Source organism: Bradyrhizobium sp. (assembly GCF_035570375.1).
Lineage (GTDB): Bacteria > Pseudomonadota > Alphaproteobacteria > Rhizobiales > Xanthobacteraceae > Bradyrhizobium.
The window spans coordinates 24,173-46,082 of record NZ_DATMLW010000013.1 but is presented as its reverse complement, the minus strand read 5'-3'; the positions used below and the strand labels follow the sequence as shown (position 1 = coordinate 46,082).

Below are 21,910 nucleotides of genomic sequence, written 5' to 3'. Positions count from 1 at the left end.
GAGCAGATTGACCAGGGTCGCAGCGGACGGGCCGCCGACGCCGTCGATAGCGAGGCGAGGGGCGGCCGTGCCGAGAGCGGCCTTCACCAGGTTCAGACCTTCCGGCGTATCCACGGTCACCAGATCGCCGCCCCGCGCTTTCAACTCGTCGATCAATTCCGGTCGACGGACCAGATTGATCGTCTTGAAGCCACGCGCTTTGGCAAAGGCGATGACCGCGCGACCCACGCCCGAATTGGCGGCATTTTGGACGACCCAGTCGCCAGGCGCGAGGTCGACGAACTCACTCAGCAGCAACGCAGCGGTCGGCGGATTGATGGTCAGCATGGCGAGCTGCTGCGGATCGACATCGGCGGGCAGTGCGAACAGCCCTTCCGCCGGTACCACGATCCGCTCGGCCCAGGCAAAGCCATAGAGCGGGGTCAGGACGCGATCGCCGACCGTGACATTCCGGACACCCGGACCGACGGCCAGGATTCGCCCCACTCCCTCGTTGCCGATGACGCTCGGCAGGCTCGGGCGAAGCGGGTAGGTGCCGCGGACCACCAGCAGGTCGTTGAGATTGACCGGGGAGAATTCGACGCCGATCAGGACTTGGCCGGGGCCTGGCGGCGGGGGTTCCTGGATCTGGACGAATTCGAGACACTCGACCGGATTGCCGAAGGCGGTGAGGTGAACGGCACGCATGGGAGGTTCCTTCCTGCTTCGCAAGGACGCCCCATTTTTTACATGATGATCGTAATATTTAAAGTCAAGCCCGGAGCGACAGGGAGACAGTCGGTGAAAGTCACCAAGGAAAAACAGCCGAAGATCGCGCGGCGCTGACTATAGCGTTTTCGAGCGAAGTGGATCCCGGTTCGCGTGAAGAAAACGCGTCAAAACAAAAGATTTAGAGCCTCGGTTCTGATTCAATCAGAACCGAAAAGGCTCTAAGACACCAGCGCGCATTTTTCGGGAGCGAGGGATCGACGGCATGACCGCGGACTTTTACCCCTTCGACATGAAATTTTTGGGCGAAACCGCAACGCGCATCATCAACGAGGTGAAGGGCGTCAACCGCGTGGTCTATAATGTGACGAGCAAACCGCCGGGGACCATTGAGTGGGAGTAGGGGGCCGCGGAACTCGACGCGGGCAGCCCGGCATGCTCGGAGTTGGCGCTGATCCCGCCACGCAGATTTTTTTCAAGACGGCTTGACGCCCCGATGATGTATCTGATATTGATACAGGTAAGGAGAATATCATATGAGTCGAGCGACGCGTTTTTCGGTTGCCGTACACACGCTGGCGCTCCTCGAACGCTTCAGTAAGGACCACCCAACTTCGGAAATGATCGCCGGCAGCGTGGGAACGAATGCCAGCTTTATTCGCCGTGTCTTGTCGCTGCTCGCGAGGGCTGGGCTCGTCCGCTCGTCTGCCGGCATTGCCGGTACTGACCTTGCGCGGCCTCCGCATAAAATCACGCTGCTTGACGTCTATCGTGCGGTCGGTCTCGAAGGCGAGCACCGACCCGGCATCCACCGGGAGCCCAATCCCTCATGTTTTGTTGGTCGCCGCATCCAAGGTGCGCTGGAAACCGTCATCGGTGCTGCAGAGGGCGCGTTCGAGAAGGAACTGCGGGGACGCACGCTTGCGGACGTAATGCGTCTGATCGAAGCACAGGCTGCATAGAACCATGTCCCAAGATGTTACTGTATCGGATACAGATACATGCTTCGTCTGTCCGAGCAGCAAGACCGGCAAACGCGCCAAGGAAACTGAGGAGACTGCCATGAAACTCTACTTCACCCCCGGAGCCTGTTCGCTTGCGACACACATCGTACTGCGCGAGGCGGAATTTACCTTCGATCTCGATCAAGTCGATCTCGCGACCAAAAAGACGAAAAGCGGAGCCGACTTTACCCAACTGAATTTGAAAGCTCAGGTGCCAATGCTCCAACTTGACGACGGACAAAGGCTCACTGAAGTGCCGGTAGTCCTTCAGTATATTGCTGATCGGAAACCCGAAGCCGACCTCGTTCCGCCAGCTGGTACGATGGAGCGCTATCGCGTGCTGGAGTGGCTCAACTTCGTCACATCGGAGCTGCATAAGACCTTTTCTCCAATGGTCCGGCAGAACACGCCCGAGGAATACAAAAAGATCACAAAAGAAAACATCGCAGCGAAATTCGGCTACCTCGACCGCCACCTGGCCGGTCGGCTGTACCTGATGGGTGACAAATTCTCAGTGGCTGATGCCTATTGTTTCACGGTCGTCAATTGGTCGAATTTCCTGAACATCGATCTCACGCCCTGGGCGAACTTGAAGGCCTATATGGGTCGCGTGGCAGCGCGGCCGAAGGTCCATGAGGCGCTCAAGGCTGAGGGCCTCGCGACATAATCAATAGAGACCAAACCACCCGGGCCTTGCGCCGTCGGCCGGCGCTCCAGTGGCGGCCGACGGAACCTCGACAGGAAAATGGCGATGACACAGCCTCTTGACGGTTTTGCCACCGCCTCGCCGTTTCACCGGGGTGAGCAGGCGATCCAGCAACAGCTGGGCGTTCGCGATCGAATCGAGGCCGTCGGCCGGCGCGTCATTCGCGACGTGCTACTCGATCAGCACCGGGAATTCTACGCGCAGCTGCCGTGCCTATTCCTCGGCTCGGTGGATCACGATGGGCAACCCTGGGCATCCATCCTCGCCGGCGCGCCCGGGTTTGCCGTGTCACCCGATCCGAAGGTGTTGCGGATCGTCGCTCGGCCGCTACCTGGCGATCCTCTCGCGCATGCGCTTAAGGTCGACGCCGACATTGGTATCATCGGTCTGGAGTTTGCGACGCGCCGCCGCAATCGCATAAATGGCGTCGTGTCCGCCCTTACCGATGACTTGTTTGACGTCGCCGTCACACAATCCTTCGGAAATTGCCCGAAGTATATACAGGCACGGGACTGGAAAATGACACCAAATGGCGCTCGTCGCGACGCCAAAACGGTCATGAGTACGTCACTCGCGCCCCGCGATCGCACGTTGATAGCCCGGTCTGACACGTTCTTTGTCGCAAGCGCGTTTGGCACGGCGCGGAACGATTCGAGTCACGGTGTGGACGCGTCGCACCGGGGCGGCAAGCCCGGTTTCGTCGACGTGATCGACAATGGCACGCTGCTCGTACCGGATTACGCCGGGAATTCTGCGTTCAACACGCTTGGTAATCTACTCCTCGAGCCGCGTTGCGGGCTGCTTTTCGTCGACTTCGCAACGGGCACGACACTGCAAATCGCCGCGTATGCTGAAATCGTCTGGGATGGGCCGGAGGTATCCGCTTCAATCGGCGCTCAAAGGCTCATCCGCTTTCATATCAGTCGTGTGCTACGAACGGAACGCGCGGTTCCGCTGCGTTGGTCATTCCGCGAGTTTTCACCTTTCTTGCGGGGTGATCTCAACAACACGACACATGTCTTGAAGATGACAAACTCGGGCGGTGTCCAGAGCGTCGTGGTCAACGAAGGACAAGCTCGTAGGGTAGATTAGCCCAACGGGTCCGTGCAAGGCGCGGCCCGATGGCAGGCTCCGGCGTAATCCACCACATCCTTATCTCGAGCCGTACTCGCGGACGCGGGCTACGCTCTCGCTAACCTGCGCTGCGGGCTGCTTCGCCGTCATCCCGGCGGTTTGGGGAGTGCGGCCAGGAAAGCCAGAACATGGTCCCAATTCTCCGCGGCGCCTTTGGGGTCGCGCGCCTCGATCAGCGTTGAGGAGCCGTGCACGCCGAATTTCGGCACGAACTGGGTCTTCGCAGCCGCGGGCGACGCGGCGAGAATTTGGCGCGCCGCGTTGACCTCGCCTGCGTCAGGTGACGACGTGACATAGATCGGCGCGTGGACCTGGGCAGACGCGCGCGCGACCGCCCCGCTTTTCCTGAGATATTCGCCGGGAGAAAAGGCGATGACCGCACTGACCTGGTCTGCATGCTCCGCGGCGACTTCGAAAACAAGCGCCGCCGAGTAACTGCTCCCCCACAGCACAACAGGGAGATGCTGCGGTACCGCCCAATCTAGGGCGGCCACAAGATCGGGCTTGGTTTCCTCGTAGGTCGCGGAAGACCTGCCAAGGCGAGAAACGGTCTCGTTCGGGCCATAGAGGGAGCCGCCGGATCGTTGATCGATGGCAAGCGCCGTGTAGCCGGCAGCCGCCAGGCGTGGGGCGATCGTTGCGTATTCGGCCTTGCTGGAGCCGGCCTGGTGAAACAGCAGGATGACTGCCTTCGCCTGCGCGGCCTCCCAAGCGAGCGCGGATATCGAGACACGGTCACGCGAGCTCAGCGTCACCGCTCTCGCTTTGCCTTGCGCGCTTGCCGTTGTCGACAATGCCAGCGCTACGGCCACGCCGATCAGCCATTTCAGCAACATGTTGCTTCTCCCTTCGGTTCGCGCCGCTTGACGGCCATTCCCCGTTGGTTCGCAACAACAACGCATTTTGTTACCGCTGCGCTTCGCTGGAGCGGGGGGTTTGCGGCGCACCGGTGGAATGGATTTAATCTTGTCCCTCGATGACAGCAGCAGCGTAGCTCGGATGAGCGCAGCGACATCCGGGGTTTCCTTCCGGTCCCGCATATCGCTGGCGCTCATGCGGGCTACGCCCTCGTGATGGCGGGTTACGCTTTCGCTAGCCCGCCCCACGGGCTGGAGGAGTTCGTTTATCTCTGTCTTCCAAAGGAGACATCGCCGTGAGCCAAAATCAAAATCCCATCAAGAACAACAGCGGCCATTGACGCGATCCGGAAATCGGGTGGCCGGCGGTCGTCCAACGCCCCACATTCCCGCGCGTCGATCGCTCCATCCCTGGAGAGGTCCGATCCAATAGAGGAGAGGAACATGTCGAGACAAGACGACAACAAGGCCATCGTCGGTCGCTGGTTTACTGAATTCTGGGGCGAGAGCTGCAATCTCGGAATCGTCGACGAGCTCGCCGCACCGGACATGCTGCTTCAATATTCGCTGCATGAGCCGCGCAGAGGTCGGGAGGATATCAAGGCGTTCATGACTGATTTTCGCAAGGCGTTCCCCGATCTCAATTTCTGGGGCACCGCCGATCTCATCGCGGACGGCGATCATGTGGTCGGCCGATGGGAAGGTGGCGGAACACACACTGGACCAGCATTCACCGACTTCCTGGCGGGATCCCTGCCTGCGAATACCGGGCGCAAAATGCGATTTACCGGCACTACCGTCCTCAAGCTGAAGGACGGGAAAATCGTCGAGGAAATTGGCCTCGACGACGGCGTCACCGCGTTGCAGCAGCTCGGGCTCATCAGGCTTGCGGCCTAGTGTGGCGGTTCAGAAGTCCGCTTTCGCTAACCCGCCCTCGGGCAAATTTTGCCGAAAGTAACTGTGTCATTCCGGGATGCGCTGAAAGCGCAGGCCCGGAATCCATGGGGCCACATCACAAGTGGAGACATGGATTGCGGGTTCGCTCGTTGCACTCGCGCTCCGGAATGACGGCAAAGCTGCAAGCTTGATTTGCCCTCGGGCAAATTTTGCCGAAAGTAACTGTGTCATTCGGGATGCGCTGAAAGCGCAGGCCCGGAATCCATGGGGCCACATCACAAGTGGAGACATGGATTGCGGGTTCGCTCGTTGCACTCGCGCCCCGGAATGACGGCAAAGCTGCAAGCTTGATTTGCCCTGCAAGGCTGCAAGCTGATTTGCCCGACGGGCAAATCACTGCGACGCCTTGCTAAGCGGTTGTCCAGCCCTCCTTCAAAAAATATTTCGCTTCGCCGTTTGGTAGAAACAGCTTTATCGATTCGCCCGTCCCGTCCCACCGAGAGGGGCGGCTCGCGATCGTCACGAACGCGGGGCGGGATGCGGTGGACGCGGATTGTGTCGACAGACGAACGACGCGACGCGTGCGGCGAAGACGCGTGGTCCTGACGCCCCGACGCTGGCGTCAAGCCGGCCGACGATGTTTTTGCATCGTGGCCTGCGACGGTGGCAAGAAAGCCCGGCTCACCGGGGAGAGCGCGTAGGAAACCGATAAAACCATCGCGCGGGGAAAGCCGGATGATCCGGATGAACCTGTGGTGACTTGCTCGTGTGCTTTTTTCATTCGCACGCGAGGCTATGGGTGCATTGGGCACCCGGCTTTCCCTGCGCCCTCTGTCTCGTTGAGGGCCGATGTTCATGCGAAACTCGCGCAAGTCTGCGGCGAGATCGCGAAGCTGCGGCTTGCGTACTCGGTGTGCTCTCTCCCCCGCGCCACCCCGTTTACCGCGGTTGCGCCATTTCATCTTGCGCAAGTCGGGCAGGCCCGACTTGCGGTGGGGGAGAGCTGGAGAGGGGGTGCCAAGAGCACCACCGTTACAGTTACCCCTCCCTAACCCAGCAAGGGGGGAGGGAACTTGAACGTACCGGCCCGCGCATGCTCGGCTGCTTGACAATTGAATATGGAAGCAAGCTCTTCGCCGATCCAGAGGCGCTGGCGGATAGCACCGTAGCCCGGATGAGCGCAGCGACATCCGGACTTCCTTATTCCGGCCCCGCATATCGCTGGCGCTCATGCGGGCTACGTTCCTGCGGCCGCGGACAGGCTTCGTCCGGTTTCACGAATTACTCGCGGGTCGGGGTCCTGCCTGGTCTTCAGAAAGGAAATCGAGCAGAGCTTCGCGGCAACGCGAGGTCTCTTCATGCTGCACCCAGTGCGAGCCTTCTGCGATGAAGAAGACGCGGCCGCGCGCGCACAAGCGCAGGCTTGCCCGAGCCAGTTCGGTGATGCCGAACGGATCTCGCTCACCCCAGATCAGCAGCAACGGATTGCCTATCTTGACCTCCGAGCTCGGCGGTAGTCGCTTGCGCAGAAAGGCGCGATACCAATTCACCATTGCCGTGAGCGCACCCGGAATGCTCCACGCCGCATGATAATGTTCGAGTTCGGTGGCCGTTGGACCGCCATCTGTTCGCCGCAAGCTTTGCGCAAGCGCAGCGAAGTGCCTGCGGCGAATCAGAAATTCCGGCAGCCACGGCATCCGGAAGAGCTTGACGTACCGGCTTCTCCGCTTCTGCTCCGGATCCGCATCCATGAACTCGCGCCAAACGGAGGGATGCGGCGCGTTGGTGACGGCGAGACGGTCAAGGCGTTCAGGCCGCGACGTTGCGATCCACCATCCAACCGTCCCGCCCCAATCGTGACCGACAATCGAAAAGCTGCGCGCGCCCCAACGATCGGCAAGGCCGAAAATGTCGGCTGCGAGTTGATCGAGATCATAGGCCGCGATGTCCTTCGGTTTTTCGCTCAAATTGTAACCGCGCTGGTCAGGTGCGATGACGTGAAAACCTGCCGCTGCGAAAGGCAGGATGTAGTCTTTCCAGGCTCGCCAGTATTCCGGGAAGCCATGGAGCAGGAACAACAGCGGGCCGTCGTCCGGGCCAGCCTCGGCGAGATGCAGCGTTATTCCGTTGACCCGCACATTGGAGAAACGAAGCTCGCTCATGGAGACGGCTCCAAAGCCGATAATCGAACGGGGCTTTCGCGTTTATGTCCATAACAGGCGCGGCGCCGCGCTGGCAGGCATCAAATACCAAAAAAATATGGTTCCGCCTGTCGGTTCCCTGTCATTCCGTTCGTCTTACACCAAGACAGAACTGAATCGGAGACGAGGCAATGACTAATTCTCGCTATCGCTGGGTGATCGTCGCGGCAGGCGGCCTGTTGGGCTGTGTCGCGATCGGCGGCATGTTCTCGCTGCCGGTTCTGCTGCAGCCGATCGCGCGGGATACCGGCTGGTCGGTCACGGGCGTCTCCAGCGCGATGACCATCGGCTTCCTCGCCATGGCGCTGACCAGCATGATCTGGGGCACGCTGTCCGATCGGCTGGGGCCGCTGCCGGTGGTGCTGACCGGCTCGGTGGTGATCGCGGCAAGCCTGGCGCTCGCGAGCCGGGCGACATCGCTGATCGCATTTCAATTCATCTTCGGTGTGATGGTCGGCGGCGCCACGGCCGCGATCTTCGCGCCGATGATGGCGTCCGTCACCGGCTGGTTCGACACCCATCGCAGCCTCGCCGTGTCGCTGGTCTCTGCCGGCATGGGGATGGCGCCGATGACCATGTCGCCGCTGGCTGCCTGGCTCGTCTCCCATCATGACTGGCGCACCTCGATGCAGATCCTCTCCGTCGTGGTCGCGGGAATCATGATTCCGGTCTCGCTTCTGGTGCGCCGGCCGCCGGCGCTTGAAGTGCAGCCTTCCCGATCCGAAGGCGCGGAGAAAGGCGTGGAGATGTCGCTGGCGCAAGCGCTGCGTTCGCCGCAATTCGTCATTCTGCTTTTGACCAATTTCTTCTGTTGTGCGACGCATTCCGGTCCGATCATCCACACCGTGAGCTATGCGATCTCTTGCGGCATCCCGATCATCGCCGCGGTCACGATCTACAGCGTCGAGGGGCTGGCCGGAATGGGCGGGCGCATCGTGTTCGGCCTGCTCGGCGACCGCCTTGGCGCCAAGCGCGTGCTGGTGGCGGGCCTGTTCGCCCAGGCGTTCGGCGCGCTGGCCTATGTCTTCGTGCGGGAGCTTGCCGCGTTCTACGTCGTCGCAGCGCTGTTCGGCTTCATCTACGCCGGAACTATGCCGCTCTATTCGGTGCTCGCGCGCGAGAATTTTCCGCTGCGGATGATGGGAACGGTGATCGGCGGAACCGCGATGGCTGGCAGCCTCGGCATGGCGAGCGGACCGGTGGCCGGCGGTTTGATTTACGACACCTTCGCAAGCTACGCCTGGCTCTATATCGGCTCGTGGGCCGTCGGACTTGGCGCCTTCCTGATCGCGCTGACGTTCCGGCCGTTTACGAAGGCTCAGGCGAAATCCGCTCCGGCGCTGGCGTAGTAACGACGACACTACCGGGTTACGCTTTCGCTAACCCGCCCTCCGATTTTTTTTAACAAAGCTGACTCCTTTTCAGCGCCTCAAACGTCTTAGAGCCATCAGAACACTCGAACCGGACTGCAGTCACAAACAGCAAGAAGGACGCCGACCATGCCGACATCACCCGCTCGTGAAGGCGCAACGCTTGCCATCAACACGCCGCCGATCGTGTCGCCGCAACAATGGCAGGCCGCACGGGAGCAACTGCTTGTGAAGGAGAAGGCTTTGACCCGCGCCCGCGACGCGCTGGCCGCCGAACGCCGGCGGATGCCGTGGATGGCTGTCGAGAAGACATACGAGTTCGATGGGCCCGCGGGCAAGATAAGCCTGCTCGACCTGTTCGAGGGCCGCCGTCAGTTGATCGTCTACCGCGCCTTCTTTGAGCCCGGCGTACATGGCTGGCCGGAGCACGCCTGCATCGGCTGTTCGCTGGGGGCCGACCAGGTCTCGAACCTCGCTCACCTGAATGCGCGCGACACCACGCTGGTGTATGCCTCGCGCGCACCGCAGGCCGACATTGCGCGCCTCAAGGCGCGAATGGGCTGGCAAAAGATCCCTTGGGTTTCCATCACCGACAGTTTCGACACCGACTTCGATGTGGGTGAATGGCACGGCCACAACGCGTTCATCCGCGAGGGCCAGCGCATATTCCGCACCTATCTCATCAACAGCCGCGGCGACGAGGCGATGGGCAACGTCTGGAGCTACCTCGACATGACGGCGCTTGGGCGCCAGGAGGAGTGGGAGGATTCGCCGCAGGGCTATCCGCAGAGCCGGCCGTACAAGTGGTGGAACTGGAACGAGAGCTACGTCCCCAATGCCGCGCCTGACCCCAAATGGGTGCAGGTGTCGGACGCCGGAGAGGCCGCCTTTCGCAAACGCGACGCGGGCGCAAAGCCATGATCGGGGTCGATGCGAGCGGCGTTACGCGCCGTGATGCACTCAGCATCTTGACAGCGTCGGCCGCGGCTAAATGGCTACGTTTCGCGGCCGCGCCGACCTTCGCGATCATGGCGCTGCTGACGATCGTTCTCGACAACAGCCCACCGAACGCGTTCTGCGCGGCTGCGGGCAGTCTATGGCCGGGCGGAATGGCATCGATGTACTCGCTGATGGCTGCCTTTCATCTGGTGCCGTGGCTCAGGCTGTTCTCGCGGCGAGGAAACGTCGCCCGGCATGCCTGATTTGGTGCGACTCTTTTCACAGGCCTCGATCGTTCTAGCTAACGTCCAAACAGTGGAGCAAACCGATGAACCTCGAAGAGAAGAAAGTCGTCGTCACCGGCGGAAGCCGCGGGCTCGGCCTCGGATTGGTCGAGGCGCTGGTCGCGCATAGCGCCAGGGTGACGGTTGTTGCCCGCGACACGAACGCGTTGGCGTCGGTCCGTACCCGGCTCGGTGTCGCCACGATCTCTGCCGATGTCACCGACGAGAGCGCGGCTCACCGTATTCTGAAAGAGATCGATCCGGACATCCTCGTGCTGAACGCCGGCGCGAAGCCCCACATGGGCCGGTTGGATCAGCTGAGCTGGGAAGATTTCAGCGTGACATGGGAGACGGACGTCAGGGGCGGACTTTATTGGCTGCAGGCGGCGCTGAAGATCCCGCTCAGGTCCGGGAGCCGCGTTCTCGTAGGCTCGAGCGGCGCGGCGCAGAACGGCTCGCCGCTTTCAGGCGGCTATGCCGGCGCCAAGCGCATGCTGTGGTTGATGGCCAAATATGCCAACGGCATCTCGGTGCAGAACAAGCTTGGGATCCGCTTTCAGGCGATCGTGCCGCAACAGATCATCGGCGATACCGGGGTCGGCGATGCCGGCGCGAATGCCTACGCCCGTGCGATGGGCGTCGCTCGCGACCAGTTTCTGGCGCGCTTCGGCAAACCCATGCCGCCGCGGGAATTCGGCGAGAAAGTTGTTTCCGTGCTGGAGGAGGCAAAATACGCTGACGGCGTGGTGTTCGGCCTCAAAGGTGATGCGGGAATAACCGTGATCGAGGGAGCGGCGGCTTGAACGCAGGACAATCCTCGCCGAACCGTGACCGCCGGGCAGAATTCCTTGCCCTGGCCGGCGAACTGCGTGGCGAATTGCACCGTTACTGCGCGCGGCTGATGGGATCGGTGATCGACGGCGAGGACGTCGTCCAGGATACGTTCGCGCGCGCGCTGGTGGCGATCGGTGAAATCGAACAAATGCCGCTAGTTCGACCCTGGTTGTTCCGAATTGCCCACAACCGCGCGCTCGATCTGTTGCGCAGCCGCAGCTTGCGAAAGGCGGAGCCGATCGAAGCCGCTTCCGATGTCGCCGATGAATCCAGCGCTGACCCGATGGAGGTCTTGATGCGTCAGGAAGCGGTCGAGACCGCGGTCTCGCGTTTTGCAGAGCTTCCGCTTCCGCAACGCAGCGTCGTCATCCTCAAGGACGTGCTCGACGAGTCGCTGAGGGATATCGCCGATCTCCTCGATCTCACCGTCGATGCCGTCAAAGCTCATCTGGCGCGGGGCCGCGCGCGTCTGCGCGAGATCAATGCGCAACCGCCAACGCTTGCCGAGGCGAAGCCGGCATCGGCTGCGGTCACGCGCTATGTCGCGCTCTTCAACGCCCAAAATTGGGACGGCCTGCGGGCGCTGTTGGCCGATGATGTGAAGCTGCATCAGTCGACCTATCCGATGCGCGCAGGCGCTGCGGATGTCGGCATGTTCTTCACCATCTACGCCAAGTTCGAAGGCGTGCGGCTCGCGCCGGCCTGGGTCGAGGGCAGGGAAGTGATCGCGGTGTTCGAGAATCGCACCGATGCGAAGCCTGCCTACTTCATGTGGCTCGAATGGCGCGGCGAGCGGATCAGCTTCATCCGCGACTATCGTTATGCGCGCTATGTCGTGAGCGATGCGGAGCTTGTGCTGGCGGCGGAGGGTGAGGCTGCGACGAACGGCGACGCAAGCTGATGGGGCATGCACGGCCCGCGCCAAGCAGCAATAGCAAAACTGCCCGACGGGCAAATCAATCGGCTGTCGCGCACCGATGTCCAGCCCTATTCAAAAAAATATTTCGTTTTTGGTCTTGCTAGAAACACTCCTATGAATCCGCAGGTCCTGTCTCGACAAGAGGGGCATAGCGGTTGAGCCATGATAGTATCCGAGTCCATGACATCGATCCTGCGTGTCCTGCCCCTGGCAGGCATGCTGTGCGTCCTTCTTGTCGGGGTCGCCTGGCGTGCTTTATTGCAACGACAGCGTCACGGGACATGGGGCGTGGTCGGGTCAGGGCTGATTGAGCCAGCCCAGGCGGCGCGGGCAGGGATATTCATTCTTGTTTTTACCCTGCTCACCGCACAGGCGCTCGGCGCGCTCAAGAATCCAGCTGGCTTTTCCGGGAGCTGGTTGCGGCCTGAAGGATTTTTGGTCCTCTCGATCGGTGGTGCGATGCTGATCGTCGCTGGACTGGTGCTGCTCGTAGTCGCGCAACTGCAGATGGGCGCCTCCTGGCGGATCGGCATCGACGAGACGTCGACGCCTGGCCTGATCGAAACGGGTCTTTTCCGCTTTTGCCGCAATCCGATTTATTTGGCGCTGCTCGTGATCGTCGCCGGCTATGCCGCCCTGCTTCCGACGGTCACTTCGATGATGCTGTGGGCTGGCGCCTATCTTGCAGTTTGGCTGCAGATTCGTGCCGAGGAAACATATCTTCGGCGCAGCTACGGCGAGGCCTTTGACGCTTACGCCCGCCGCGTCGGTCGCTTGTTGCCGGGTTTCGGCTTGCTCTGATTAACGACGCCAATAAGTTGCCAAGATATTCCAACCTCAACGGCTGACCTTGTTCGTGGTGTACTCGCGCTCGAACGGCCAGAAATGCCGGACATCCGGTAGAAAATGCCTGCTCGACTTGAGTTGACAACCTGAGGATGCAAGCAAAATCAGCACTTTTTGGCTTGGCACATCGTTTGCTTAACCTACGGTTGCACCGGCAGCGCGACACATCATCCGCATCGATGAAGGTCTGACATGGTTTCGATCACTGGCTTGAACATCTGGCCCTCTGCAAACCTTCCCAAGCTCAGGGAACCCGACGCCATCCTGTTGCAGGGTTTGAATGCAAGCAACGCCCCGTCCAGCGCTACCGATCGCCCCGCTTCGGCAGTGGGCGGGGGGACCAGTGCCCCGACGGGGTTCACATCCAGACTTTCCGCGGACGTGATCGGGGCGTTGATCAGTAGTCAGTCTCAACAATCCACCAAGGATACGTCGGGCACGGAAACAGCGGGCCAGGCGACCAACCTGTCTGGCGCCTCTGTGGACGCGGGTCAAAGCGCCGCTTCGTCCGATCCTCCATCAGGGCCTCCAACGTTGCAGCAGATCGCCGCGCAGTACGACCTCCATCACCTGACACATCAGCAGGAGGAGCAACTCCAAGGCAAGCTCGTCTCATCCGGCGCCTTGTCGCAAAAGGACAGCTTGGACTTCTTCAACAAAACCGTGCTGAGCGATTTCTTCGACAGCCAGCATTATCGCATCATCAATGGCCAGCTGGTCGCGACCACACCCAGTCCGCCCGGAACACTGGTCGGCAACGATGCTCCCGGCGGGCAACAATACGACGTCATCCAGCGCTTCCAGCAGTCGCTCGCGGCCGATCAATCCTTCGGCGACAGCCAGAACGCAGCGCAAGACCAGAAAATACTTACCGTGCTGAACCAGCTCGACTCCATCCGCAATGGTAGCTCCGCTTGACGGCGCCTTTGCTCGACGCCGTCAGTTCGGGAGCCGATGCCGGTCTGCCTTGCCGGATCAGCCGGCTTCGCCCGGCTTTAAACCCTTCATCCGCCCGGAGCCGGTGACTTGGATCGTCAACACCCCTGTTGTAGCTTCCCCGGCGATTTACCCCTGCGAAGCGAGTAACGGATCACGATGACCAAGTCGATCACCATCTACGGCATCAAGAACTGCGACACCATGAAAAAGGCGCGCGCCTGGCTTGATGGCCACGACATCGCTTACGGTTTTCATGATTACAAGACCGAGGGTATCGCCAAGGACAAGCTAAAAGCCTGGTCCGACGAGCTCGGCTGGGAAAATTTGCTCAATCGCGCCGGCACCACGTTTCGCAAATTGCCCGACGCCGACAAGGAAGGCTTGAACGAGCGCAAGGCGCTCGCCCTGATGTTGGCGCAGCCTTCGATGATCAAGCGGCCGGTGCTTGACGTCGGTGGCAAACTGCTGGTCGGTTTCAAGCCGGAGATCTATGCCAGGGAAGTCGCAGCCACCGGCACATCCCGGCGCGCAAGGGAGTGAAGCCGGATCCAGGGAAGCGAATGTCAGAATCGGACCACTAGCCGGCCCGTTGTCCGATGCTAGCTGAATTCGATGACGTCGCCGGTCGGGGTGCGGCCCGGCATGCGATGGAAAAGCTCGCGATCGATCACGGCACGACGTTTGGTCGTCGGCAGCGATTGATCTCCCCGCATCAGATTCCTGATCTCGAACCCGCCATCCTCGGAGATCGTCTTCAGCGAGGCGAGCACATGCGTGACGCCGGTACCTTCAGAAAACGGCAACAGCAGGCGCTCGTAGGCGACGTTCCGGCCGTAAGCGTCATCGATGTTGGCGATGGTGTAGACCGGAAGCGCTCGCTTCAAACATTCGTGGTAGATCGGCATGATGAGAGGAGCGAGCTTGATTCCGAGATAGTCGTCGAGATACCGGCCCTTGCCGGTGTTTCCATATGCGAACGACATCCGTGTGCCGTCGCTCTCGATCCTCAAGCGCGGCGGCTGCCCGTCTACGACGGTGAGGAAGACCAGATCCGGAAGCTCTCCCTCGATCCGCTCAGGCCGGAACTCATCGATGCTCGGCAATTGTTGCGCGCGGGCATAAAGCCGCAGCCACGTGTTCAGGAGGTCACGCTGCTTGATCGATTTGACGATCGTCGGGTTGGTGCTTTCGAAATCCACGGTTGACGGTCCATCGCAAAACCCAGCTTCAAACGATCAAGCCCAAGAGGAAACAATTGATGAAAACGGCGGTTCAGGGAGAAACAGCGTTAACGACTGCTTTCGACATGCCGGACGTGCACGCATCTCGGCTGCGTCATCATTCGACTAAGGGCGAAGATGGTGCCGGCGCACGCGCGGATTTGCCCTGCTTTCCGCCTTGCGCAAACAGGGGCGTTGACGGCATATTCCGCCCCGGAGGAGGCAGGCTCCAGGGTAAATTCCAAGACCAATTCCAAGACGCCAGGGAGCACTTGCCGGAGAGATAAAGAGATTGGTCAGCTGCGATGGAATGTCGCGGCCATGGCCGATGGGGGACATTGATTGGCTGATGAGATCATTCTCGAAACCCACGGATTGACGAAGGAATTTGCGGGTTTCTTTGCTGTTCGTGACGTCGACCTTCGGGTCCGCCGCGGCAGCATCCATGCGTTGATCGGTCCGAACGGGGCGGGCAAGACGACGTGTTTCAATTTGCTGACCAAGTTCCTCAAGCCGTCGGCAGGTCAAATCCTCTACAAGGGTCAGGACATCACGGCGACGGCGCCGGCCGATGTGGCGCGCCTTGGTCTGGTTCGCTCGTTCCAGATATCGGCGGTATTTCCGCATCTCACCGCGCTCGAAAATGTGCGGGTCGCGCTGCAGCGTCGGCACGGTCATTCCTTTGATTTCTGGCGTTCCAAGTCCGTGCTCGACCGCTTCAACGGCCGCGCGCTGGAGTTGCTCGACGATGTCGGCCTAAGCGAGTTCGCAAATACGCCTGCGGTCGAGATGCCTTACGGGCGCAAGCGCGCACTCGAAATAGCGACCACGCTGGCGCTCGACCCGGAAATGATGCTGCTCGATGAACCGATGGCCGGGATGGGGCACGAGGACATCGACAAGATCACGGCCCTGATCAAGCGCATTTCCGCGAAGTACACCATCCTGATGGTCGAACACAATCTCAGCGTCGTGGCCAATCTGTCCGACATCATCACCGTGCTGACGCGCGGTCACGTGCTGGCGGAGGGCAACTATGCCGAACTGTCAAAAGATGAACGCGTGAAGGAAGCCTATCTGGGGGCAGGCCATGGTTGATGTGCAAACCTCCGATGCCGTCAGGACGAAATCCGCGTCGCTTGCACCGCTGCTGTCGGTTCAGAATCTCGAGGCGTGGTACGGCGAGTCACATATCCTCCACGGCGTCGATTTCGACGTGAAGGCCGGAGAGGTCGTCACGCTGCTCGGACGCAACGGCGCCGGCAAGACCACGACGCTGAAGGCCGTGATGGGAATTATCGGCAAGCGCTCCGGCTCGGTCCGCTTCGAGGAGAGGGAAATCATCCGCACCTCCTCCGACAGGATTGCGCGAATGGGAATCGCCTTCTGCCCGGAGGAGCGCGGAATTTTCGCAAGTCTCGATGTTCGTGAAAACCTGCTGCTGCCGCCGGCCGTGCGCAACGGCGGTCTCTCGCTGGATCAGATCTTCGAACTGTTTCCAAACCTGAGGGAGCGGCTGGCCAGCCAGGGCACGAAATTGTCCGGCGGCGAGCAGCAGATGCTCGCGATCGGACGAATCCTGCGCACCGGCGCGCGCTTCCTGATGCTGGACGAACCGACGGAGGGCCTTGCGCCCGTCATCATCCAGCAGATCGGCCACACCATCAAACGTCTCAAGAACGAAGGTTTCACCATCCTGCTGGTCGAGCAGAATTTCCGGTTCGCCGCAACCGTTGCCGACCGCTACTACATCGTCGAACACGGCAGGATCATCGATGGCTTCGCGAATGCGGAGTTGCAGTCCAACATGGACAAGCTTCACACCTATCTCGGTGTCTGAAAAAGAGCGGAAGGATCCAACAAGGAACGGCCATGAAGACAACAAACATCGCATCGTTGCTGCTGGGGATTGCGCTCGGCCTTTTTGCGGGAGGCTTGGCTCTCGCCCAGGACAAGACGGTCAAGGTTGGCGTGCTGACCGACAATTCGGGGCTTTACTCCGACCTCGGCGGCGCCGGCTCCACCCTGGCGGCACAGATGGCGATCGAGGATTTCGGTCTGGTCGCCAAAGGCTGGAAGATCGATCTGATCTCTGCGGACCATCAGAACAAGCCTGACATCGGCACCAATATCGGACGGCAATGGATCGATGTCGAAAAGGTCGACATCTTCATGGATGTGCTCAACTCCGGTGTCGCGCTCGCGGTCAACAACCTCGTGAAGGAGAAGAACTCCATCATGATCAACACCGGCGCTGCGACGTCGGATCTGACCAACGCGCAATGTTCGGCGAACACGATTCACTGGGTTTATGACACCTACATGCTTGCCAACAGCACCGGTCAGGCTCTGGTGAAGGCCGGTGGTGACACCTGGTTTTTTCTGACCGCCGACTATGCTTTCGGGGCGGCGCTGGAGCGCGATACAACTGCTGTCGTGGTGAAGGCGGGCGGCAAAGTCATTGGCAGCGTCAAGCATCCGCTCAACACCGCCGATTTTTCCTCGTTCCTGTTGCAGGCGCAGGCGTCCAAAGCCAAGATTATCGGCATGGCCAATGCTGGCGGCGACACCACCAATACGATCAAGCAGGCAGCCGAGTTTGGTATTGTTGCGGGTGGCCAGAAACTCGCCGGGCTCCTTCTGTTCATTACCGACGTTCATTCGCTGGGTCTGAAGGTAGCACAGGGGCTTAATTTCACCGAAACCTTCTACTGGGATTTGAACGACGGAACCCGCGCGTTTTCCGCGCGCTTTTCCGAACGCGCCAAGAGCAAGGCGCGGCCATCGATGGTGCAGGCCGGCGTTTATTCCGGTCTGATCCACTACTTCAAGACCCTCGAAGCGATGGGCGGCAATCCCCATGACGGCGCCAAGGTGGTCGCGAAAATGAAGGAAATGCCGACCGACGATCCGCTGTTCGGCAAGGGCTCGATTCGCGCAGACGGCCGCAAGATCCATCCCGCCTACCTGTTCGAGGTCAAGAAGCCGGAAGAATCCAAGGGACCCTGGGATTATTACAAGCTCGTCGGCACAACCCCGGCCGAGCAAGCGTTCAGGCCGCTTTCCGAAAGTTCCTGTCCGCTGGTGAAGAAGTAAGTCGATTGCCCGCGGGCCTCACGGCGGCGGGTATCTACCACTCGTTACCACAGGGATTGAGCGAAAGATCGACTGATATGCAAGCTCTCTACGCACAGCTTCTGGTGGGATTGATCAACGGCTCGTTCTACGCGCTGCTCAGTCTTGGGCTCGCCGTGATCTTCGGGATGCTCAACATCATCAATTTCGCCCACGGCGCGCTCTATATGATGGGCGCGTTCTGCGCTTATTTCCTGCTCGATCTCGCAGGCATCGGATATTGGTGGGCGTTGATCATCGCGCCGATTGCTGTCGGCATTTTCGGCATGATCCTGGAGCGGACCTTGTTGCAGTGGCTGTCCGGCCTCGACCACCTCTACGGTTTGTTGCTGACTTTCGGTATCGCGCTGATCGTGCAAGGCATCTTCCAGAATTATTTCGGCTCCTCCGGCTTGCCCTATGCGATCCCCGATGAATTGAAGGGCGGCATGAATCTCGGTTTCATGTTTCTGCCGATCTATCGCGGCTGGGTGGTCGTCTTCTCGCTCGTGATATGCCTGATCACCTGGTATCTGATCGAAAGAACGCGGTTGGGTGCTTACTTGCGCGCAGCCACCGAAAATCCGACGCTGGTACGCGCTTTTGGCATCAACGTGCCGCGGATGATCACGTTGACCTATGGCCTTGGGGTCGGTCTTGCCGCGCTTGCCGGCGTGCTGTCGGCACCTATCAACCAGGTGCGCCCGCTGATGGGCGCGGATCTGATCATCGTGGTGTTCGCAGTCGTGGTCATTGGCGGCATGGGTTCCATCATGGGTTCGATCATCACGGGCTTTGCGCTCGGAGTGATCGAGGGGTTGACCAAATACTTTTATCCCGAGGCATCCAACACGGTGGTATTTGTCCTCATGGTGCTGGTGCTGCTTGTGAAGCCTTCTGGACTGACGGGGCGGACGATCTAGTACCGCCGATCTGAAGTCCCTGCAGCATCTGCGGTAGGTTCGTTTCAGGGACTTCAGATCGATAAGCAGTTGTAATGATAATTCGCTAGTGCCCATGACTTTCCGAAGTTCGTGAAAGCTGGGTGCTGAAGTGTAGCACGAACTTCGGAAAGTGGGCACTAGAACATGACCGCGACGACCGAGGATACCATTCCGGTGAGCGGGCGCACGATCCGCGACGAGATGATTGCATTCGCCGTCGTGACCGTGCTGCTCCTTCTCGTGCCGTTCACGGGCATTTATCCGTTCTTCGTGATGCAGGCGCTGTGCTTTGCGCTCTTGGCCTGCGCCTTCAATCTTCTGATCGGCTATGGCGGGTTGCTGTCGTTCGGGCATGCCATGTTCCTGGGGTCGGCGGGTTACTTCTCCGCACATGCGTTGAAGGTTTGGGGAGTTACGCCCGAAATCGGAATCTTGATCGGTACGGCGGGTGCAGCGGGGCTCGCAGTCATCACCGGAGTAGTCGCGATCCGCCGTCAGGGCATCTATTTCGCCATGATCACGCTTGCATTGTCGCAGCTGCTCTATTTCATCTATCTGCAGACACCCTTTACCCATGGTGAGGATGGCATTCAGGGAATCCCGCAGGGATATTTGTTCGGGGTCCTCAATCTCGCCCAGTCGATGATCCTCTATTATGTGATCGTCGCCGGATTCCTGTTTGGATTTCTCGTGATCTTTCGCGCCATCAACTCGCCGTTCGGCGAAGTCTTGAAATCGATCCGCGAGAACGAGCAGCGGGCGATCTCGCTGGGGTACAAGACGGACCAATACAAGCTGCTCGCGTTCATCCTGTCGGGAACGCTGGCCGGATTCGCCGGCGCCCTGAAAGTATTCGTGGCGCAAAATGCCTCCCTGACCGACGTGCACTGGACGATGTCGGGAGAGATCGTGCTGATGACGCTGGTCGGCGGCTTGGGCACGGTGTTTGGCCCGGTGGTCGGGGCTTTCGTGATCATTGCCATGCAACAATATCTGGCGGGGTTCGGGCAGTGGGTGACGGTCATCCAGGGCGTGATCTTCGTCGTGTGCGTGCTGACTTTCCGCCGCGGCATCATTGGTGAGATCGCGCATTTTTTCCGCCGCTCGCTCTAGCATTCTTGCCCGTTTCCCAATCCGTGGAGTTTCAGGCCGATCAAGCGGTGGATGACCGCCGGCCCGGCGACCGCCGTCTAGGCAGTTTTCGGGGAAATGGTTTATGACAGTGATATGACAAAAGGTTTTGAGCCGGTTTCCGAGGGTATGGACTAGATCATATGCTGCGCTTTTTTCGCGCCTTTCTTCCCAAGGAGGAACGGTTTTTCGATCTGTTTGCCCGCCACTCTGAGGCCGTCCTGCAGGGAGCACTCGCGTTGCAGGACATGCTGCGCGGTGGCGATGAAACCCCGATGTTCTGCCAGCGCATCAACCAATTTGAAAATGATGCTGACAACATCACGCGCGAGGTGCTGACCGCGGTACGCCGCACTTTCATCACGCCGTTCGATCGCGGCGACATCAAGAATTTGATCACCTCGATGGACGATGCCATCGACCAGATGCAGCAGACCGCGAAGGCCGTGATGTTGTTCGAGGTTCGTTCCTTCGAGCCGCCAATGCGTGAAATGGGCACGCTGTTGGTCGAGTGCGCCAATCTCGTCGGCCGCGCGCTACCGTTGCTGCAAGCGATCGGAAGCAATGTCTCGATGCTGACCGCAATTACCGAGGAACTCACCAAGCTCGAAGGACGCGTCGACGACCTTCACGACATCGGCCTGAAGGAGCTCTTTCTCAAGCACCGCGACGCCAACGCAATGGATTTTGTGGTCGGCGCGGAAATCTATGACCATCTCGAGAAAGTCGCCGATCGCTTCGACGACGTCGCGAACGAGATCAACAGCATCGTGATCGAACAGGTATAGGGCGGGGCTGCGCAGTGGATACCACCCTTGGTTTTCCGATTCTCGTCGCCCTGATTGCCGTCGCACTCCTGTTCGACTTTCTCAATGGCTTGCACGATGCCGCCAACTCGATCGCGACCATCGTGTCGACCCGTGTGCTACGACCGCATTATGCGGTGTTCTGGGCTGCGTTCTTCAATTTTGTCGCCTTCGTGGTTTTCGGGCTCAACGTGGCCCAGACCATCGGCACGGGAATCATCGAACCCAGCGTTGTCGACGCGCAGGTCGTCTTTGCCGCTCTCGTCGGCGCGATTGTCTGGAACCTGATCACGTGGTGGCTGGGCATCCCGTCCTCGAGCTCCCACGCCCTGATCGGAGGGCTGGTCGGCGGCGGGATGGCGAAGGCGGGACTTTCGGCCGCGGTTTGGAGCGGCTTGTCCAAGACACTGTTGGCGATCGTGCTGTCGCCGCTGGTTGGATTCGTTCTGGCGCTGGCGCTGGTGGCGGTCGTATCCTGGGCATCGGTGCGCTCGACGCCGTTTGCGGTCGACCGCGCCTTCCGGATCCTGCAATTTGCCTCAGCCTCGCTCTATTCGCTGGGCCACGGCGGTAATGACGCGCAAAAGACCATGGGCATCATTGCGGTGCTTCTCTTCTCGCAAGGGAAGCTCGGCGCACAGTTTTCGGTACCGTTCTGGGTGGTGCTTACGTGTCAGGCCGCGATGGCGCTGGGTACGCTGATGGGCGGATGGCGCATCGTCCGCACGATGGGACTGAGAATCACCAAGCTGACGCCAATGCAGGGCTTTTGCGCGGAGACCGGCGGCGCTGCGACGCTGTTCATGGCCACCTGGCTCGGGGTTCCCGTATCGACGACTCATACCATCACCGGCGCCATCGTTGGTGTCGGCGCCTCGCGGCGGCTCTCGGCGGTGCGCTGGAACGTGGCGAGTTCGATCGTCTATGCCTGGGTGATCACTGTTCCGGCTGCGGCAGGCGTCGCGGCACTGGCCTATTGGTCCACGACGTTATTGCGCTTTTAGGGCCGGCGGACTGGAGGAAAGCCCGCGCGGTTCATATATGAATAGGGGCAATT

23 protein-coding genes and 1 pseudogene are annotated in these 21,910 nt (G+C 60.3%); 20 read left to right on the top strand and 4 right to left on the bottom strand.

Annotation, left to right across the window (positions count from 1 at the left end; all coding sequences use genetic code 11):
- A partial coding sequence (locus VNX23_RS01595) for a zinc-dependent alcohol dehydrogenase family protein (protein ID WP_325627287.1) occupies positions 1-687 on the bottom strand: 687 nt, incomplete at its 3' end.
- Between the two features lie 280 nt (positions 688-967).
- Here VNX23_RS01595 and VNX23_RS01590 point away from each other — a divergent pair.
- The 4 genes and pseudogenes from VNX23_RS01590 to VNX23_RS01575 form a co-directional block, all read left to right on the top strand.
- Positions 968-1,111 (top strand): annotated as a pseudogene (locus tag VNX23_RS01590) (hypothetical protein); the annotation flags it as partial.
- A 133-nt stretch (positions 1,112-1,244) separates the two neighbouring features.
- The gene (locus VNX23_RS01585; RefSeq protein ID WP_325627285.1) at positions 1,245-1,670 is read left to right on the top strand and encodes an Rrf2 family transcriptional regulator; all 426 of its coding nucleotides are present in this window, start codon (positions 1,245-1,247) and stop codon (positions 1,668-1,670) included.
- A 100-nt stretch (positions 1,671-1,770) separates the two neighbouring features.
- Positions 1,771-2,379, top strand: a complete 609-nt coding sequence (gstA, locus tag VNX23_RS01580; RefSeq protein WP_325627283.1) for a glutathione transferase GstA — start codon at positions 1,771-1,773, stop codon at positions 2,377-2,379.
- Between the two features lie 84 nt (positions 2,380-2,463).
- Positions 2,464-3,510 (top strand): pyridoxamine 5'-phosphate oxidase family protein, encoded by a 1,047-nt coding sequence (locus VNX23_RS01575; RefSeq protein WP_325627281.1) that lies wholly within the window; start codon positions 2,464-2,466, stop codon positions 3,508-3,510.
- 128 nt (positions 3,511-3,638) lie between these two features.
- Here the strand turns inward: VNX23_RS01575 and VNX23_RS01570 are convergent, their stop codons facing one another.
- The gene (locus tag VNX23_RS01570; protein ID WP_325627279.1) at positions 3,639-4,388 is read right to left on the bottom strand and encodes an alpha/beta hydrolase; all 750 of its coding nucleotides are present in this window, start codon (positions 4,386-4,388) and stop codon (positions 3,639-3,641) included.
- A gap of 465 nt (positions 4,389-4,853) precedes the next feature.
- On the opposite strand from VNX23_RS01570, the gene VNX23_RS01565 reads away from it, so the two are divergent.
- Positions 4,854-5,306, top strand: a complete 453-nt coding sequence (locus VNX23_RS01565; protein WP_325627277.1) for an ester cyclase — start codon at positions 4,854-4,856, stop codon at positions 5,304-5,306.
- A 1,274-nt stretch (positions 5,307-6,580) separates the two neighbouring features.
- Here VNX23_RS01565 and VNX23_RS01560 read toward each other — a convergent pair.
- Entirely contained in the window at positions 6,581-7,468 is an 888-nt protein-coding gene (locus tag VNX23_RS01560) for an alpha/beta hydrolase (RefSeq protein WP_325627275.1), read from the bottom strand.
- 170 nt (positions 7,469-7,638) lie between these two features.
- On the opposite strand from VNX23_RS01560, the gene VNX23_RS01555 reads away from it, so the two are divergent.
- From VNX23_RS01555 to VNX23_RS01520, 8 genes are all read left to right on the top strand, one after another.
- A complete protein-coding gene (locus VNX23_RS01555) occupies positions 7,639-8,856 on the top strand; it encodes an MFS transporter (protein WP_325627273.1) in 1,218 nt (405 codons plus the stop codon).
- Positions 8,857-9,006: 150 nt separating this feature from the next.
- On the top strand, positions 9,007-9,798 hold the full coding sequence (locus tag VNX23_RS01550; RefSeq protein ID WP_325627271.1) for a DUF899 domain-containing protein: 792 nt from the start codon (positions 9,007-9,009) through the stop codon (positions 9,796-9,798).
- Positions 9,795-10,079 (top strand): hypothetical protein, encoded by a 285-nt coding sequence (locus tag VNX23_RS01545; RefSeq protein ID WP_325627269.1) that lies wholly within the window; start codon positions 9,795-9,797, stop codon positions 10,077-10,079. The genes VNX23_RS01550 and VNX23_RS01545 overlap by 4 nt, the downstream gene beginning before the upstream one ends.
- 65 nt (positions 10,080-10,144) lie before the next feature.
- On the top strand, positions 10,145-10,903 hold the full coding sequence (locus VNX23_RS01540) for an SDR family oxidoreductase (RefSeq protein WP_325627267.1): 759 nt from the start codon (positions 10,145-10,147) through the stop codon (positions 10,901-10,903).
- Positions 10,900-11,835, top strand: coding sequence for a sigma-70 family RNA polymerase sigma factor (locus VNX23_RS01535; RefSeq protein WP_325627265.1), 936 nt, complete (start codon positions 10,900-10,902; stop codon positions 11,833-11,835). The genes VNX23_RS01540 and VNX23_RS01535 overlap by 4 nt, the downstream gene beginning before the upstream one ends.
- A 180-nt stretch (positions 11,836-12,015) precedes the next feature.
- A complete protein-coding gene (locus tag VNX23_RS01530) occupies positions 12,016-12,654 on the top strand; it encodes an isoprenylcysteine carboxylmethyltransferase family protein (RefSeq protein WP_325627263.1) in 639 nt (212 codons plus the stop codon).
- Positions 12,655-12,891: 237 nt separating this feature from the next.
- Entirely contained in the window at positions 12,892-13,617 is a 726-nt protein-coding gene (locus VNX23_RS01525; RefSeq protein ID WP_325627261.1) for a hypothetical protein, read from the top strand.
- A gap of 177 nt (positions 13,618-13,794) precedes the next feature.
- Positions 13,795-14,178 carry an ArsC family reductase gene (locus VNX23_RS01520; RefSeq protein WP_325627259.1) on the top strand — a complete coding sequence of 128 codons (384 nt, stop codon included), beginning with the start codon at positions 13,795-13,797 and terminating at the stop codon, positions 14,176-14,178.
- A gap of 59 nt (positions 14,179-14,237) precedes the next feature.
- Here the strand turns inward: VNX23_RS01520 and VNX23_RS01515 are convergent, their stop codons facing one another.
- On the bottom strand, positions 14,238-14,837 hold the full coding sequence (locus VNX23_RS01515) for a PAS domain-containing protein (RefSeq protein ID WP_325627257.1): 600 nt from the start codon (positions 14,835-14,837) through the stop codon (positions 14,238-14,240).
- A 363-nt stretch (positions 14,838-15,200) separates the two neighbouring features.
- On the opposite strand from VNX23_RS01515, the gene VNX23_RS01510 reads away from it, so the two are divergent.
- The 7 genes from VNX23_RS01510 to VNX23_RS01480 all read left to right on the top strand — a co-directional run bounded on the left by VNX23_RS01510 (position 15,201) and on the right by VNX23_RS01480 (position 21,857).
- The gene (locus tag VNX23_RS01510; RefSeq protein WP_325627255.1) at positions 15,201-15,956 is read left to right on the top strand and encodes an ABC transporter ATP-binding protein; all 756 of its coding nucleotides are present in this window, start codon (positions 15,201-15,203) and stop codon (positions 15,954-15,956) included.
- Positions 15,949-16,698 carry an ABC transporter ATP-binding protein gene (locus VNX23_RS01505; RefSeq protein WP_325627253.1) on the top strand — a complete coding sequence of 250 codons (750 nt, stop codon included), beginning with the start codon at positions 15,949-15,951 and terminating at the stop codon, positions 16,696-16,698. The genes VNX23_RS01510 and VNX23_RS01505 overlap by 8 nt, the downstream gene beginning before the upstream one ends.
- Positions 16,699-16,730: 32 nt before the next feature.
- Entirely contained in the window at positions 16,731-17,954 is a 1,224-nt protein-coding gene (locus VNX23_RS01500) for an ABC transporter substrate-binding protein (protein WP_325627252.1), read from the top strand.
- A 77-nt stretch (positions 17,955-18,031) separates the two neighbouring features.
- On the top strand, positions 18,032-18,895 hold the full coding sequence (locus tag VNX23_RS01495) for a branched-chain amino acid ABC transporter permease (RefSeq protein ID WP_325627250.1): 864 nt from the start codon (positions 18,032-18,034) through the stop codon (positions 18,893-18,895).
- A gap of 165 nt (positions 18,896-19,060) precedes the next feature.
- The gene (locus VNX23_RS01490) at positions 19,061-20,029 is read left to right on the top strand and encodes a branched-chain amino acid ABC transporter permease (RefSeq protein WP_325627248.1); all 969 of its coding nucleotides are present in this window, start codon (positions 19,061-19,063) and stop codon (positions 20,027-20,029) included.
- A gap of 161 nt (positions 20,030-20,190) precedes the next feature.
- The gene (locus tag VNX23_RS01485) at positions 20,191-20,835 is read left to right on the top strand and encodes a DUF47 domain-containing protein (RefSeq protein WP_325627247.1); all 645 of its coding nucleotides are present in this window, start codon (positions 20,191-20,193) and stop codon (positions 20,833-20,835) included.
- A gap of 14 nt (positions 20,836-20,849) precedes the next feature.
- Positions 20,850-21,857 carry an inorganic phosphate transporter gene (locus VNX23_RS01480; protein WP_325627246.1) on the top strand — a complete coding sequence of 336 codons (1,008 nt, stop codon included), beginning with the start codon at positions 20,850-20,852 and terminating at the stop codon, positions 21,855-21,857.
- Positions 21,858-21,910 lie beyond the last annotated feature (53 nt).

Excerpts from the sequence above, each read along its gene's own strand:
- VNX23_RS01485 (WP_325627247.1), top strand. The coding sequence starts at position 20,191 with ATGCTGCGCTTTTTTCGCGCCTTTCTTCCCAAGGAGGAACGGTTTTTC.
- VNX23_RS01550 (WP_325627271.1), top strand. The coding sequence starts at position 9,007 with ATGCCGACATCACCCGCTCGTGAAGGCGCAACGCTTGCCATCAACACG.
- VNX23_RS01525 (WP_325627261.1), top strand. The coding sequence starts at position 12,892 with ATGGTTTCGATCACTGGCTTGAACATCTGGCCCTCTGCAAACCTTCCC.
- gstA (WP_325627283.1), top strand. The coding sequence starts at position 1,771 with ATGAAACTCTACTTCACCCCCGGAGCCTGTTCGCTTGCGACACACATC.
- VNX23_RS01530 (WP_325627263.1), top strand. The coding sequence starts at position 12,016 with ATGATAGTATCCGAGTCCATGACATCGATCCTGCGTGTCCTGCCCCTG.
- VNX23_RS01560 (WP_325627275.1), bottom strand. The coding sequence starts at position 7,468 with ATGAGCGAGCTTCGTTTCTCCAATGTGCGGGTCAACGGAATAACGCTG.
- VNX23_RS01555 (WP_325627273.1), top strand. The coding sequence starts at position 7,639 with ATGACTAATTCTCGCTATCGCTGGGTGATCGTCGCGGCAGGCGGCCTG.
- VNX23_RS01540 (WP_325627267.1), top strand. The coding sequence starts at position 10,145 with ATGAACCTCGAAGAGAAGAAAGTCGTCGTCACCGGCGGAAGCCGCGGG.
- VNX23_RS01545 (WP_325627269.1), top strand. The coding sequence starts at position 9,795 with ATGATCGGGGTCGATGCGAGCGGCGTTACGCGCCGTGATGCACTCAGC.
- VNX23_RS01565 (WP_325627277.1), top strand. The coding sequence starts at position 4,854 with ATGTCGAGACAAGACGACAACAAGGCCATCGTCGGTCGCTGGTTTACT.
- VNX23_RS01500 (WP_325627252.1), top strand. The coding sequence starts at position 16,731 with ATGAAGACAACAAACATCGCATCGTTGCTGCTGGGGATTGCGCTCGGC.
- VNX23_RS01570 (WP_325627279.1), bottom strand. The coding sequence starts at position 4,388 with ATGTTGCTGAAATGGCTGATCGGCGTGGCCGTAGCGCTGGCATTGTCG.
- VNX23_RS01490 (WP_325627248.1), top strand. The coding sequence starts at position 19,061 with ATGACCGCGACGACCGAGGATACCATTCCGGTGAGCGGGCGCACGATC.
- VNX23_RS01495 (WP_325627250.1), top strand. The coding sequence starts at position 18,032 with ATGCAAGCTCTCTACGCACAGCTTCTGGTGGGATTGATCAACGGCTCG.
- VNX23_RS01575 (WP_325627281.1), top strand. The coding sequence starts at position 2,464 with ATGACACAGCCTCTTGACGGTTTTGCCACCGCCTCGCCGTTTCACCGG.
- VNX23_RS01520 (WP_325627259.1), top strand. The coding sequence starts at position 13,795 with ATGACCAAGTCGATCACCATCTACGGCATCAAGAACTGCGACACCATG.
- VNX23_RS01505 (WP_325627253.1), top strand. The coding sequence starts at position 15,949 with ATGGTTGATGTGCAAACCTCCGATGCCGTCAGGACGAAATCCGCGTCG.
- VNX23_RS01585 (WP_325627285.1), top strand. The coding sequence starts at position 1,245 with ATGAGTCGAGCGACGCGTTTTTCGGTTGCCGTACACACGCTGGCGCTC.